Raw genomic sequence first — 15,473 nt, 5'->3', positions numbered from 1 at the left:
ATCTGATTTTTACATCCATATCAGCGAAGAACATACTTCGCTGATTTTCAGATTAAACATGGTTATCTTCTCATCGTTACAACTAAACTGTATGTTCCTAAGTACGATTAAAAAGATATTGCAAAAGCGTCTGGGGTCGATGTGACCATACCCAATGCAGAACTGGTTGATAAAGCGGCGATTGATGCCATCGTTAAATTAGCGGCTGATGCGGGTATTCCTTCTGGTATTGAGCAGCTAGGTGCCAAAGCTGATGATATTCCGACTTTAACTGAAAATGCATTGAAAGATGTGTGTGGGTTTACTAACCCTATTCAGGCTACTGCAGAAGAAATTTCAGAAATCTTCCGAGCAGCAATGTAATTAAAAGAACGAATGTGCTTTTTAGATGTCGAAGCCTTGGTATATTTGCCAAGGCTTTTTTGTTTTGGGGATCGCTTTTACTTTTAGCTGAGGATTTTTTATCCTTATGCTTTTATTTTCTCGCCGTTTCAAACTTCAGGGCCAAACTATGTTTAGTAAAATTGTAAAACTTAAAGATTATCAATTACTCACATTAGGTTGGTTAGGTATGCTATGTATGGTGTGTTTAAACTGTACAGTGCATAGCGTATTTATTGCTAAACAGCGGGTTGATATTGTTTCCTCTATTTTGTGGTCATTGCAAGAATTTGGTATTTGGTTGCTGATCACGCCGTTTATTTGTTTTGCTCTCCAGCGCAGTATGAAATTAAAACAATTAATCTCAGTGGGGTTTTTCGCGCTGACATGCGTGTTAACCGTAAACACGAGCCTTGATGTTTTAATAGAGCAGACTGCATGGCAAGAAAGCCTTTTCTATAATTGGCATAAACATGCCATTGCTTATTTGGCCATCGTCACTTTAGTGCATTTTAAAAGTCGGTTTGTCGATGTAAATCGGGCTCAAAGTAGCGACTCAGTTGCCCAAACGTCTCGATTATTTGTTAATCAAAAAGCGGAAGAAAAAACAGAGCTACAAAGGTTACAAATAGAAGAATTTGATATTGCGTTTGCCGATATCTACTTTGCAAAAGCCGCGGGCAATTATGTTGAGTTACATACCAAACAAGGTATGTCACTGGTACGCACAACCATGAAAGAGTTAGAAAACAGCTTACCTGCTCAGGCTTTCTATCGCTGCCATCGCTCTTACCTTGTCAATCTTTCTCATAGTGCAAAGCTAGTCAATGCGCGCTCGGGTCATGGTCTATTGGTGCTCAATAACGACATTGAAGTGCCAGTCAGTAAAAGTAATCGTTCAACAACTAAATTGCTGTTAGGCCTTTAAAAATAAAGGCTAGGGACGAATGGATGAATAACCTTTTGTCCCAAACTTTATGATTTCGTCACATAGAGCTGGGTTGGGTAGAATCAATTTTATATAGTTTTCATCATCAAAATTCTGAGGAGAAAACAATATGAATAAGCCGTCACTTACTCTAACGACTCGCTTACTACACTGGTTGGTTGCATTCACTATGCTAGGTTTGATTAGTGTGGGCTATTACATGGTGAACTGGGAGGTTTGGTCTCTATACCCCATTCACAAGGCACTAGGTGTTATTGCGCTCTTGCTTGTATTACCTCGTGCGATCTACCGCATTAAAAAAGGTTTTTTACCTGCTGATGAAAATGCGTCAGAGGCGCTTAATAAAGCCATCCATTTCGCCCATTGGGGGTTATTATTAGGGACCTTGTTAATGCCGATAAGCGGTATGCTTTACTCTGGCTTTGGCGGGTACGGTATCGATGTGTTTGGTCTGACTTTAGTGCCAAATAACTATACAGAGAATGGCGCAGTACCTTTCAATGAGACTATTTTTGTAGTTGCTAAAGCTGCACATTCTTATATTGCTTACGCTTTAACAGCGCTCATTGCATTACACATGCTTGGCGCCATCAAGCATCATGTGCTTGACAAAGACACAACACTATTGCGTATGCTAGGTCGAGCTTAATTAAAAGGAGTGCGATAACCCTAGCTTGAGTTCTATGTGGTTGAAGTTAAAGGCTCTCTTCAACCACATGCACAATACTATAAAGTCCTTGTTTGTCAGGAAAGATTAAATTTTCATGCGCATCGACCATCTTCCAATCGGTCCGACAGGTGCCTGGGTATTTTGGCGTAGTGAACTCAATAGAAATATCTATGATTTCACCAGATTCTACTGTAGGCAGGGGAATGCTATCTCTTGAGTAGCATAAGTTAGGGTCCTGAGGCGTGATACGTTTTAGATGTTTTTCTTTCCAAGGTACGGTGCCAATATTTTGCACCCGCCAAGTTTTAGTAAAACGCGTGTTAATAGGGATAGGTGTGCCATCTGGAATAGTGACGTCTTTAATAAACTTAGTTGCAAAGCCTGTTTTTAGTTCTATTTTTTCATTCTTACTATCTGAAAGGTATGCATAAAAATAATATGGCGACGCAGTTAAACAGATCAAACTAACCAGCCATATTACATAGCTAGGTAAAGTCTTAGGCTTTAATTTGCTCACTATAGCGTGCAGCCTAACAGCATTAAGATTATTGCTGTCAGTCGACACTTTTCTTTGCTCATCAGCTTTGTTGGCTTGTAACAACGCTGCAAATTCTTCTTCGTTTATCTCTAAAACGGTCATTAGCTTAGTTTGCAAGCTTTCACTGGGCATACGTTGCCCATCAAGCACTTTGTAAAAATGAGAACGACTGCATTCGCATAGGTTAACTATTTGTTTTATGGTTAGTCCTTTTGTCTCCGAGACACGTTTTATCTGGCGTCTGAGTGGTGTCATACTTATTCCTTTTTGGGACTTTTTAATACTTTAAGCTTTTTGTCTCTGAGACATTTTTTCCATTGTACATAAAAAAAGCAAGGCATAGAGTGTGTTGTAGGATTTTTGTAATACAAAATACTTATAAAGCATAACAATAACTTGATCCCTAACGCCGAGTAAGAAATTTAAGACAATGAAATGGTTAAAGCACATTTTGTTTTATCTATTCACACCCAGTCGAACGTGTGATGAGTGTACCCTAGTATTTAAACCAAAGCAGGGTAATGAGCGGCTATGTGAAAAGTGTTAAGCATGGAGAAGTGAGGTAAAAAATAATCTTCATCGAGAGATTAGGTAGGTCGTAAAACCTTTCGAAACTGTGGCGTTGATTATACAACTCTGATAATTAAACCAAAGCAGAGTAATGAGCGACTATGTGAAAAGTGTCAAGCGCGAAGAAATGAGCTATAGAGGCAAGCCTTTATAGGTGAATAGATGGGTTATAAAACCTCTCGAAATTGTAGTTGTTGATTATACTAACTAATAACTAGTTTTTTAGAGGCGAGATAATGAGACGAGTATGTCTTGTTTTCCTATTAATTATATCGTCCTACTTATTGGCTAAGCCATTTAATGTTGTAACAGGTATTGATAGACCGCCGTACTCTTTACAACGAGCCAAAACAGGGGTAGAAATAGAGCTATTAAATGCTGTACTAGACAAAGTAGTGAATAAGCATGAATTTGTTTTTGCCCCCTATGTTCGGTCAATTAAAATTCTGGATGTTAGAAACATAGATGCTATGACTACAGCCAGTGTCGCCTTATATAAAGCGTCAGGTAAGCTCAGTATGCCCTATATTCAGTATCAGAATGTCGCTTTGACCTTAAAAAGCGCAAATTTAAAGCTTGAATCAATCAATGACCTAGAGCGCTTTTCTATCGCTACCTTTTTAAATGCTAAAACGATTTTAGGAGACACTTTTAACCAAGCAGTTTCAAAGTCGAGTCAATATACCGAATTATCTGACCAGTCTCTGCAATTACACATGCTTAGAAAGAATAAGGTCCAAGTCTTAGTAATGGATATCAATATATTTAATTACTTCAATAAGTTTCATGAACTTGAGGTTGATATTCATCGGATCTTCCCGCTTACCCCCTACGGGCTTCTTGTTAAAGAGGATGCTTTTAAAACCCGTTTTGATCATGCTCTACAGCAATATTTACATTCCGACGCCTACCTTACGTTAGCCAACAAATGGTCTATTGACCCTAATCTATTAATAAAGCAGTAAATTTAAATTGCATTTAGTATGCATGTTATTTTTATTGCAGAGAAAACTATGCTTTCAATCTGGTTTTACCAGTTTGCATTGGATATTTTTTTCAATGAAATTGTTTGTATGTTTACAAAATTTCACATTTAATGCTTTAAATTTAAATCTATTTAAAACAGCTTGTTAGCTTTGTTTTTTAATGGGTTTTTGTGTTGATATTCGTAATAAAAAGGTCACATAGTTTACAAAGTTGTAAATGCAATTAGAATTTATTGCATACAATATTCCTTGTTGTATTTGGGGCTGGCTTTCGTGCAACTTGAGCCAGTCTTTTTTTTGCGTTAGATCAGCTGGTTATTGGTTTAATCCGTTTCCAACGCAATGGTAGTAATTGATTATCTGGAAGTAGAAGTATGATGTATAAATCTAAAAAGTTGTTTGTAGGAGCAAGCTTATTAGCTGTTTCTACCTTACCAACTTACGCCTCTGCAGCCGCAATGTGCGGCGCAACGACAACAACAGGCAATGCTTTAACACTTGGTCAGACTGAGTGTATTTCAGGAAATGGACTTTATTTCTATGTTGATATTAAACAGGATGGCACACCGCTTAATATTACCACTGATGGTGGTATAGGTGAGGCCGATATTCTCGTCAATACAGGTAACTGGGCTACATCAAGTGCCTACACTGCTCGAACGAATACTCAAGGTACAAACGATTCCTTAAAGGTCACAGCCAATCAGGGTCGTTTATATATCAGTGTTTTTGGCGCACATGAGCAAGTCCAGCTTGCATTAACGCAAACAGTTGGTGAACAACCGACTACAGATAAATGCCTTGAAGCAAAACAACGAACTGGTGAAATAGCCCTAAATGAAGCGTTATGTATTGGTGGTAATGGCCTTTATTATTATGTTGACGTACCAGAAGACAACACTGAGTTAACGATTGAAACTCAGGGCGGTGAAGGTGAAGCGGATATTTTTGTAAACAATAGTGGCTGGGCAACACGTAGTAGCTATACTGCGTCATCTGCGAATGCTGGCACCAATGAAACATTAAAAGTGACGGCTAATAAAGGGTTATTTTACGTCAGTGTAATGGGCCAAAATGATGGCGTGAACTTCTCTGTTAAAACTGGGACTTCAACCCCAGATCCAGTTAACCCAACAGATTCTGCAACAGCAGACTTTGTGGTTGTAGAGCCAGTTGTGGTGTCTATACCGGCTGCAGCGATTAATTCAAAAGCAGAGTTTAGCTCAGATGTTGAGCAGATCATTGCCTCTACTTGGGCGCAGTGGGGCGAGATTTCAGCAAACACTCCAGGTGTAGTCGTGGATGTTGCCAAAGCCATTCATTACCTTGCACAGCAAGATGATATAAAAGACAAAGACCTAGATACATTACTGTATTTTTTACGTAATTTTGCAGCAAATGGCGACTTTACTCAGTTTAGCCAAGCTGATGCTAAGTTAATCAGTGATGCGCTTCATGCGGTTGCTATGATGACGGAGTTTTATACCACAGGTGCGCCGGCTGGCTTAATCCATGAAAGCTATGCAACTGCTTTAATTAATTTAACTACATCCGAAGGCGCACAGTTTATTACTGAGCAATTACCACACTTAATGGCGTTGACTCAGTTTTATGCGGGTTTATCTAACCCATATGTAAACGACAATTTTGGCTATAGCACCAATCAAATCTTAAAAGCATTTTATGATTTAGCTTATATTGGTAAGCAAAATGCGGTAATTAAAGCGGCATTTAATGAGCATATGCTTGCTGTGATGTCTGTGCTTCGTAGTTATGCATTGGCTGAAACTGGCTTAGATATGCGCTGGAATGCAGATGCAGATCGCATGTGGATCATGCCGCACGAGTTCTTAGCCTTAGGCCATGTTGCAAACCTAGCGGAACCAGCTGTTCAGGCGCGTATTGATGGTATTGTGAAGGAAATCTTCGACGTAACATCGGTACAAGTTGACGCAGAGGAAGTGAAGAAGAAAATCACAGAAAGCTACCTTGAAACCGTTAATCGTAGCTGTGACAGTAACGATGCACTGAACGGTTATTGTTCTGTGCCTAAAAAGGTGGAAGATATTTTAACCATTACCTACCAATGTAATGATGCTATCACCATTCGTGCACAAGCAATGACAAACCAGCAACTTGCAACAGCATGTAGCAAGATGGCTGATGTAGGCAGCAACTTCCACCAGTTCTTTAATACCAATATGCAGCCGGTGAGCAATGATAACAACACCAAACTTGAAGTGATTGTTTATGCAACGCCTGAAGACTATGAAGCATATGGTTATCAATTCTTTGGTCACAATACCAATAATGGCGGTATTTACCTTGAAGGCGACCCAAGTGTAGCGGGCAATATTCCGCGTTTCCATGCAATGCAATGTCCACAAAGTTGGGTTGGCTTTTCATGTGACACGGCAGGTGAAGTCTATAACTTAGAACATGAATACGTTCACTATTTAGATGGACGTTACAACTTATATGGCATGTTCGCACATCATAATAATACGGTTTCTTGGGCTGAGGGATGGGCTGAGTTCTTAACCAAAGGCCAGTATAACAAGCGTAACTTTGATGCCATTGCAGGTAAGACTGTTCCGTCACTGCGCAGCATTTTATTCATGGAATATGGATTTGATAATTTGTATCCATGGAGCTACTTAACCATGCGTTACTTAGCTGAAAACCATAAACAAAGTGTTTTGGCGCTTTCAAATGCATTGAAGTTAAGTGACAGCACACAGTTTGAAACACTACTGGGCCAAATTGCGACAGACCATAATGATGACTTTATCAATTGGATGGTTGCAAACACCGACGCGGTTGCACCAGGCGTACTACCAGACCCTGTTGCAGGTGTATTCTCTGGTTGTGAGTTGTTGACCACTTATGAGCGCGGCACGGCAAAAGCACGTGTTTCAATCACTAACCCGTATGCTGAGCCTGTGACTTTGTACTGGGTGAACCCAGCAACAGGTGCTGCGGATTTAGCTAACCCATATGCAACCTTGATTAATGGCGAAGTATATAGCGCAGATTTTTGGTCTCAAGGCGACCGCATGGCAGTAATGGATAGTCAAAATACCTGTTTAGGTGTGGCGGCGTTAACTGAGCTAAACAGTGATTATGTGATCACGCAAGCTATGCTACCAACTACAGATTCTGGCACAGATAATGGCTCTGGCACAGATAATGGTTCTGGCACAGACAATGGTTCAGGTACTGACAATGGCTCTGGCACAGACAATGGTTCTGGTACAGACAATGGTTCTGGTACAGACAATGGCTCTGGTACAGATAATGGCTCTGGTACAGATAATGGCTCTGGTACAGATAATGGCTCTGGTACAGATAATGGCTCTGGTACAGATAATGGCTCTGGTACAGATAATGGCTCTGGTACAGACGATGGTTCTGGTACAGATACTGGCTCTGGTACAGACACTGGTTCTGGTACAGGTGAAAACCCTTGGACGCCAATTGCGAACTGTCCAAATACCGAAACAAACAGTGCCTATGACATTGCAATAAATGAAAAAATTTGTATGACGGGCTCAGCGCCTAAGTACTTCACAATGACGGTACCTTGGGATGCTTCAACCGTTACTATCGGCCTAATGGGCGGGGAAGGTAATGTCAACCTATATGTGAACAATGAAAATAATGCTTGGCCGACGTCTGCAGCAGCTGATTTATCGAGTACCAATGCGGGTACATCTCAATCAGTTCAGTTTACTGCCAATGCTGGCCAGCAGATCATGCTTCAGCTTGATGGCCAGTTTACTGGGGTGACTTTCCATGCCTTAGTGCAAAGTAATGAGCAAGGTGGTGGCAACACAGATCCAACCCCAACCGATCCAAATGACCCATTTGTAAATAACCACCCAGAGTTAAATGATGGCTTACCTGAAGATGAGTCTCGCTTCTTAGGCTTAGATGGTCAAGCTTTGGTTGAGCGTATTATGGCGTCTAACCCGCAACATGTGGGTGCTGTATTCAACATTAAATCGGATCAGGCGAGATACTTATTCAGCGAATCTAATATGATGTCGGTGATAAGTGAACTACGTCGTCAAGCGCGTACTATTGATGAGTACAATGCCTATAAAGTACAAGGTTTAATTTACTTCTTACGTGGTGGGTTATTTGTACAGTTCTTTAATCCAGATCTTGTGCCTGAATACTCTTCATCTATTGAAGTAAACCTAAAAGCGGCAATGCAGGACTTATTTGCAAGCGCTGGCATTTACGGTGAGTCAAACGACCAAGCATTAGCATTACAAGAGCTATTAACGCTGACTGACTCAGCTGAGATCCGCGCGCCATTCTACGATAACTACATCAATATTTTAGAGATGTTTGATGAAACATGGTCGGCTAAGCGAAGCCGAATGGCGGCTGCTAATGCCATGATGACCGCGTTTTTCCGTGCTTCACAAGCAGCGCCAAATGGTGATGCAGATTTCATCGCGCGTATGCAAGATGGACGTTTGCTAGATACTATGTATCGCTTCCAACGTGATAATCGTTATTTACTACAAGCAGACGATAACTACTTTATTAAAAATGTGGTGAATGAGCTTGCGCGTTTCTTAAGTGTGCCGTCACTAAAAGATCAGGTTAAGCCAATGGTTAAAAACATTTTGGCATCAACCAGTCAATATGATGAAACCGCGCCGTTATGGGTAAAAGCGGGCAGCATGGCAGATACATTTGACCGTCAAGATTGTGGTTACTATGACATCTGTGGCTTTGCATATTACTTGGAGAAAGAGACGTTGAAGTTTAACTATCAATGTTCAGATACATTAAAGATCCGTGCTCAGCAAATGTATAACGACCAAGCACAGTGGATCTGCGAAGTATTAGGGCAGCAAGAAGCGCACTTCCACAATGTATTAAAGACGTACAATATCCCTGTAGCAGATGACTACAATGATGCACTTGAGTTAGTTATTTTCAACTCGTCAGAAGATTATCGCGACTATGCCGGTACATTCTTTAACATGGATACCAACAATGGTGGTATGTATTTAGAAGGTGCGCCGAATGACCCGAATAACCAAGCGCGTTTTATTGCTTATGAGCAAAATGGTGATGACTACTTCCACGTATGGAATCTACAACATGAGTATGTTCACTACTTAGATGGTCGCTTTGATTTATACGGTGACTTTGCACAAGGCCTAACGGCAGCAACAACTTGGTGGACAGAAGGTTTAGGTGAGTACATTGCATATCAAGACGGCTATAACCACGCAATTAATGTTGGTAAAGCGGGCAACGTAGCACTGTCTACTATTTTCACAAACACCTATGAGTCTGGCCAAGATCGCATCTATCGCTGGGGTTATTTAGCAGTACGATTCATGCATGAGCGTCATTCAAGTGATGTGGCACAAATCCTAACCTACTTACGTAGTGGCGAATATCAAGCTTATCAGCAATTCATTGATGACATTGGTACACGTTATGACAACGAGTTTGCAAATTGGGTTGCGTCATTAGCTGAAGGCGTAAGCGGTATTGTTGAAAGAGGCCCAGATGATTCAGTGGCTGTAAATTCAGGTGATACAGGCAACTGGGCAGGCGAGCCAGAAACGATTGATACTGATTTCACACAGTGTTTGGCAACGGATGCAGCAAACGTATTTGATCCAAGTAACAACCAGTTAAGTAAAGGTTTGACTGTGGTGGAATGTATTTCTCCAAGCACATCGAGCGCAAACTTTGTGTTTGCAAATTCAGGCTCAGAGCCGTTAACGCTGCGTATTACCACAGAAGGTGGTTGGGGTAATCTAGATATCCTATACAAAGGCGGTAACTGGCCAACACGCAGTGACTACACAGCTAAATCGGGTGGTCACGGCAATACAGAATCGATTGACATACAAATCGATGCCAATGAACACTGGCACTACTTCTCTCTTGACGGTCAGTTTGGCGGCGCCAAGATGACAGTGGAGATTGTTGAGTAACCCTACAACAGAAGTAAAATCAGTTTCATTATTTGATACGTCCCTAAAGCCACTCGCAAGAGTGGCTTTTTTGTTTTCAGTATATTAGCGGGGCAAGGCCGCTTTTAATTTCAGTTTGCAAAGCGGTGAGAGAGTGCAGTAAAAAAACAGGCATAAAAAAAGAAAGCATATGCTTTCTTTTTTTGCTTAGTTTGTATTTAAAAATTAGCGCCGGTTGGCGGTATTTTACCATTATGTGTTTTAGGCCTTTGATGGTGTTCATGGCCGTGTTCAAGCTTTTCGTTATGGCCATGACGATTTCTGGTTTGATGATTCGGCTGCAGTGGTGGAGCTGAAATATTGGGGCTTACAGGTGCAGCTTGCATCGCCGGTGCCTGTACATCAGCTGTTTTGTGCGCCATCGCAGTAATTGGCTGCTTTAACTGTGCTTCTTGCGTTGGTAGTGAACTGGGTGGCGCATTTTCCGTATGCTGACTAGTTAATACAGGAGGCTTTAATGGTACTTCTTCTGGTTGCGAATTATGCGTGAAAATAATGATGCTAGACACCGCCATTAACGCAATAGGAATGACAATTTTATTCATACGACACCTCTGGATATTGTATACATTAAACTTATCACTTCAGTAGGTCTAAACCAAGTTTGGCATGTATAAAATTGTAAATATATTAATGATAAAAAGTCACCATTAACTAAGATTGCTTGCTAGTATTAGGTTAGATCATTACCCCAAAGGAATTTGTGCATGATGATGCACACGGAAGAACAACTAACCACATCACCGCTTCAATTTTATCGTCGTGCATTTTGGGTTGCGCTCGCGATTACGGTTATGTTGGCTGCGACACTGACATTGCATTTGTATAATCTTAAGCTGCAACAAACATTTACTCAGTTCGAAACCCATTATGAACGGTTAAATAGTCAGTTAGATAAAACGTTGACAGCAGTTGATAACATCTTCCTGGCCGTTAATGTGAGCTTAGAGCAACCACTTAGCTATGAGTTTTCACAACCTAAAACCTCACCCATTATTCGCCATTCAAATTATTATTATCAATCTTTAGGTAAGTACTTTGGTGAGCTAGTTGGCTATGGTGATTTAAAAGGCGTTGATTTATCGCACCCGTATTGGCAAAAAGTGATGGCGTTGGGTGGGGTGTTTAATACTTCTTTGGCTTTGCTTGAACCGCTAGAAGCAATTGCCTACGTCAGTGAGAATGGTCTCGTCTTTGTCAAAAGAAAGCATACTCAGAACAGTGAACTTTTGAGCAAAATTGTTTCAGGCAGCTTTAAAGTAAATACAGACCCTTCTAAATTCATGGTCAGTCAGCGATTGGAAATAGCTGACAAAAGTTACTTTGCGTTCTCTAATCAGCGTATTTCAAGTTCACGTGCTCATACGCTGATGATCTTTGATGCGAGTAAGTTCCAAGCATTGTTTTATGATAAATCACAACCAAAAGCTGAAGTCTATTTAAGTGATAAATTACATCGGAACTTAATTACAGATTTGTCATTGGGTAAGCCTGTTTATCCAGACCAAGGTGAAATTGCACCTTGGCATGACGGGGTTATATTTTATAAAAGTGAAGCATCGCGCCCGCTTGATATCGTTATGAGCGTGTCTGAGCAAGGCTTTGCTGAGTCTATTATTTATAGTCTAGGGCTAGAATTTAGTTTTATTTTATTATTTATTTTAGCAACTTACTTTCCCTTGCACTGGCTTTGTGAACAAATTTTTGTAAGGCCATTGAAAGAGCTTTTCTCATTTATTCAACAGCCCGATAATCAGTCCAATTCTTATATTGTGCCTAAGCTTTGGCTTTCTGAATTTAAACAAATTAAAACCATTCATCAACGTCGTGCGCAGTTATTTTCAAGGGTAAAAGAAGATCATAAAGCGCTTACAGATCAACTTCAACAGAAGCAACAGTTTCTGGAACTTGCAGGGCAAGATAAAGAGCGGCAAAGTGCGGTACTTAAGGGGGTGTTAGATGCGGTGCCTGATGCCATTTATTATAAGAATACTGACGGGGTATTGATTGGCTGCAATAGGTCTTTCGAACGCTTGCTCAAAACAAGCAAGCTAAACTTGCTTGGCAAAGACTTTAATGACTTTGCTGAACACTTCCTTGCAATAACGGATATCGAAGAAAAAGTCACAGAGCAGCACAAGCCCTTTTCTCAACAAATGAGTGTCGAGCATAGTACTTACTTAGTAACGGTCGCACCTTTTTTTAGCGAACAACTTGGTGTGATGGGGTGTGTCGGAGTATTACGTGATATTACTGAGCACCAAAAAGCACTGCAATCTTTGCAAGTGTCAGAATCTAACTTTAAATCTGCTATTGAGTACGCGCCTAATGGGATCGCGCTTGTAAAAGTAGATGGTACTGTAATGATGTTAAATAAGGCCGCTGAACGTTACTTAGGATGTAATAATAAACAAGGGCAGCACGTATCTACACTGTTTGGTTATGAGAATTATCAGCAAATTTCTCAGGTATTAGAGCATTTATCAAAGCACAAACAGTCTGTTGACCAACTTAGTTTGACACAATCTGGAAGCTATCCGTTTCTCGATTTACGTGTGTCTTTGGTATGTGACAGTGAAGAAATGCCAAAGTATTTTGTGATCCATATTCAAGATATCACAGAAATCACCACGTCAAGGATGGAAGCTGAAAGAGCCACATTAGCCAAAAGCCGCTTTATTGCCAATTTAAGCCATGAAATTAGAACCCCTCTCAATGTCATTATTGGGCTGGTAGACATGGTAAAACGCGCTATCACAGAAAAGCAGCAGCAAAGTCGCTTAGATACAGTCACGCATGCCGCTGAAACCTTATTAGAGATGCTGAATGATATTTTGGATTTTGCCAAAGTTGAAAGTCATGAAGTGAGCATAAAAAATAACGACATTATTGTTAGTGAACTCTGTGAAAATCTTCAAGAGTTAATCGAGCCGCTGGCAAATAAAAAAGAGCTCGCAGTTTCTTTTACCGTTGATGAAGATGTATGGCCTTGCTTATATGGCGACAAACAAAAGCTTACGCAAATCTTGTTGAACTTATTGAATAATGCTGTGAAGTACACACAAAAAGGCACTGTAAGCTTTGCTCTGAAGCTCACTGACTCTGATGCTGAGACACAAACCATTCAATTTTCTGTTAAAGACACAGGCATAGGCATTAAAGAAAGTGACCAAATAAAACTATTTGATGCCTTTACCCAAGTTGATGATAGCCTGTCTAGAGAACATGAAGGAATAGGCCTAGGGCTTGCCATAGTAAAACATGAAGTTGAGTTATTGGGGGGCGCAATCGCCTTACAAAGTCAGTTTGGTAAGGGCAGTGAGTTTTACTTCTCACTCACTCTGAATAAAAAGTTGTCCTCAGATGCAAAAGTCGCTAAATCGAGTGTATATTTTGGTGAAGCAGCGCCTAGTTTACTTGAAGAGTTTGATATATGTACAATACAAGAAACGGATGTACTACCAGATAATAGTCGTTATTTAATTGTTGAAAAAGGAAGTTTATCTAAGTTATCACTCCCTTTTTTGAGCTCAATAACAGGTCTTAGACGCATCTATGTAAACCAAGCGGAGCATCAAGTAAATGACGTAGACTTGGCAGGTAAATCTTTGCGTTGTGAAGAAGGGGCATTTCTTCAATCATGCTTATCAGATATATTTTTCAAACCTCAAGACGTGGCAGGGCTACCTGAGTCTCTTGAGCATGAAGCTAATAATCCAAAACTTCAAAGTGGTTATCAAGGTGCATTATGTTACGTGGTCGATGATAATGATATTAACTTAGAGATCGCTAAAAATTTATTGCGGCAATTGGGCGTCAGTGTTGTCGTCAGTCAAACGGCAAAAGATATTTGTGATGCGGTCGATAACTTAAGGCCAGATATTATTTTTATGGATATCCATATGCCAGAAGTTGATGGCTTCCAAGCAGCTAAGCAACTCCATGATTGCCAGTATTTAAATGAGAGCCCCATTATTGCCCTGACAGCAAATGCAGAAATCTCTTCTCAACAAGAATATTTGCATTCTTCGATGCAGGGATATATTAATAAACCTGTAACCATTGAAGAGTTAGAGAAAATATTGGTTAAGCATGTAAAGCTACAACGTAAGTTTTTTGACGAAGCCTTTGCGCTTCAGCAAATGATGGGTGAAGCCACATTTTTAGAAAATATGATGGTAAAGTTTCTTGAGATGTGCGAGAAATACATAGCGCAATTAAAATCAAATTTAGAGACTAAAGAAATGATTTTATTATCGCATAGTGTTAAAGGGGCATCAGCTGGGTTAGGGTTTGAACAATTAGCAGAAGCTGCGAAGCAGCTAGAAGCAGAGTTAAAGCAACAACATAAAATAGTAAACCCTAAGTTAGTCGTTGAGCTTGAAACGCAATTATTAAAAGTACAAGCGTTTCTGAAAAATAGAGCAAGTGGGTGTTAAATGGCAAAAGTTGCGCATATTTTAATTGTAGATGACGATCCGCTTAATCGTGTCGTATTAGAAAACACGTTGTCAGATGAGTACAGTATCTCACTGTGTGCAAGTGGTGAAGAAGCGGTCAGTTTTCTAGAGTCAAATACGGTAGATTTAATTATTTCAGATATTCGCATGCCTGGTATGAGTGGCTATGACTTGCTTGAAAAGCTAAAAGAAAAACAGAGTACTTATTCTATTCCGTTTATTATTATCTCTGCGAGTAACAGCTACAACGATGAAGCTAAAGGGCTTGAGATGGGCGCGATGGACTACATCACAAAGCCGTTTAGTCCAGTCATTGTAAAAGCAAGGGTCAAGAATCACTTAGCGATTAAGCAAAAGAATGATTTGCTCGAAAAGCTGGCTGCAATTGACGGCCTAACAGAGATCCCCAATCGTCGATTATTAGACGAAACCTTAGCGAGTTATTGGCAAGGTTGTTCACAAAGCCATGAGCCCTTTTCGTTATTCTTAGTTGATATAGATTATTTTAAAGAATTTAATGATACCTATGGTTATGCAGCGGGTGATGAGTGTTTAATAAAAGTCGCACAAGCTTTGAGCGAGAGCAGTCGTAAACATGATGGTTTCGTTGCTCGATATGATGGAGTGCGATTTGCAGCGCTACAAAAGGGTAAAAATAAAGAGCAAATCTCACAGTTTGCAAAACATATGCATGATGTTATTGATGCGTTGAAAATCCTTCATAAAAGCTCTCCGATTTGCGCTCATGTCAGTATTAGTATTGGCATAGTGCACATAGATAGAGATTTTAATGGTAGTGATCAAGATGTATTGAAGATTGCTGATGATGCGCTTGTGAAGTCACATATGCAACAAGAAAGGGTTACAATATTAAGCCGTTAAAACAATTTAACGGCTTAATGAGA

At 40.2% G+C, this 15,473-nt stretch carries 9 protein-coding genes; 7 read left to right on the top strand and 2 right to left on the bottom strand.

From position 1 onward, the window contains the following. The first annotated feature begins 117 nt into the window (after positions 1-117). From ACGHEH_RS02650 to ACGHEH_RS02640, 3 genes are all read left to right on the top strand, one after another. Entirely contained in the window at positions 118-363 is a 246-nt protein-coding gene (locus ACGHEH_RS02650; protein WP_390442398.1) for an iron-containing alcohol dehydrogenase, read from the top strand. A gap of 148 nt (positions 364-511) precedes the next feature. Further along, a complete protein-coding gene (locus ACGHEH_RS02645; RefSeq protein ID WP_390441608.1) occupies positions 512-1,309 on the top strand; it encodes a LytR/AlgR family response regulator transcription factor in 798 nt (265 codons plus the stop codon). A 130-nt stretch (positions 1,310-1,439) separates the two neighbouring features. Next, positions 1,440-1,979 carry a cytochrome b gene (locus tag ACGHEH_RS02640; RefSeq protein ID WP_390441606.1) on the top strand — a complete coding sequence of 180 codons (540 nt, stop codon included), beginning with the start codon at positions 1,440-1,442 and terminating at the stop codon, positions 1,977-1,979. Positions 1,980-2,025: 46 nt separating this feature from the next. Here the strand turns inward: ACGHEH_RS02640 and ACGHEH_RS02635 are convergent, their stop codons facing one another. Continuing rightward, positions 2,026-2,793, bottom strand: coding sequence for an NBR1-Ig-like domain-containing protein (locus ACGHEH_RS02635; protein WP_390441604.1), 768 nt, complete (start codon positions 2,791-2,793; stop codon positions 2,026-2,028). Positions 2,794-3,344: 551 nt separating this feature from the next. On the opposite strand from ACGHEH_RS02635, the gene ACGHEH_RS02630 reads away from it, so the two are divergent. Then, positions 3,345-4,073 (top strand): substrate-binding periplasmic protein, encoded by a 729-nt coding sequence (locus ACGHEH_RS02630; RefSeq protein WP_390441602.1) that lies wholly within the window; start codon positions 3,345-3,347, stop codon positions 4,071-4,073. Between the two features lie 395 nt (positions 4,074-4,468). Then, positions 4,469-10,069 (top strand): collagenase, encoded by a 5,601-nt coding sequence (locus ACGHEH_RS02625; protein ID WP_390441600.1) that lies wholly within the window; start codon positions 4,469-4,471, stop codon positions 10,067-10,069. Between the two features lie 197 nt (positions 10,070-10,266). Here the strand turns inward: ACGHEH_RS02625 and ACGHEH_RS02620 are convergent, their stop codons facing one another. Further along, on the bottom strand, positions 10,267-10,653 hold the full coding sequence (locus tag ACGHEH_RS02620; protein ID WP_349285719.1) for a hypothetical protein: 387 nt from the start codon (positions 10,651-10,653) through the stop codon (positions 10,267-10,269). Positions 10,654-10,815: 162 nt separating this feature from the next. Between ACGHEH_RS02620 and ACGHEH_RS02615 the strand changes: the two genes are divergently transcribed. Together ACGHEH_RS02615 and ACGHEH_RS02610 are read left to right on the top strand one after the other, a co-directional pair. Continuing rightward, positions 10,816-14,547 (top strand): ATP-binding protein, encoded by a 3,732-nt coding sequence (locus ACGHEH_RS02615; RefSeq protein ID WP_390441598.1) that lies wholly within the window; start codon positions 10,816-10,818, stop codon positions 14,545-14,547. Then, complete coding sequence (locus tag ACGHEH_RS02610; RefSeq protein ID WP_390441596.1) at positions 14,548-15,450, top strand: diguanylate cyclase domain-containing protein; 903 nt, start codon at positions 14,548-14,550, stop codon at positions 15,448-15,450. It begins immediately after the preceding gene. The last annotated feature ends 23 nt before the right edge of the window (positions 15,451-15,473 follow it).

Origin of the sequence: Pseudoalteromonas sp. MTN2-4 (assembly GCF_042848605.1) — a bacterium.
Taxonomy (GTDB): Bacteria; Pseudomonadota; Gammaproteobacteria; order Enterobacterales; family Alteromonadaceae; genus Pseudoalteromonas.
Note: the sequence above shows the minus strand (reverse complement) of the source record. Positions and strands in the feature narration are given on the sequence as shown.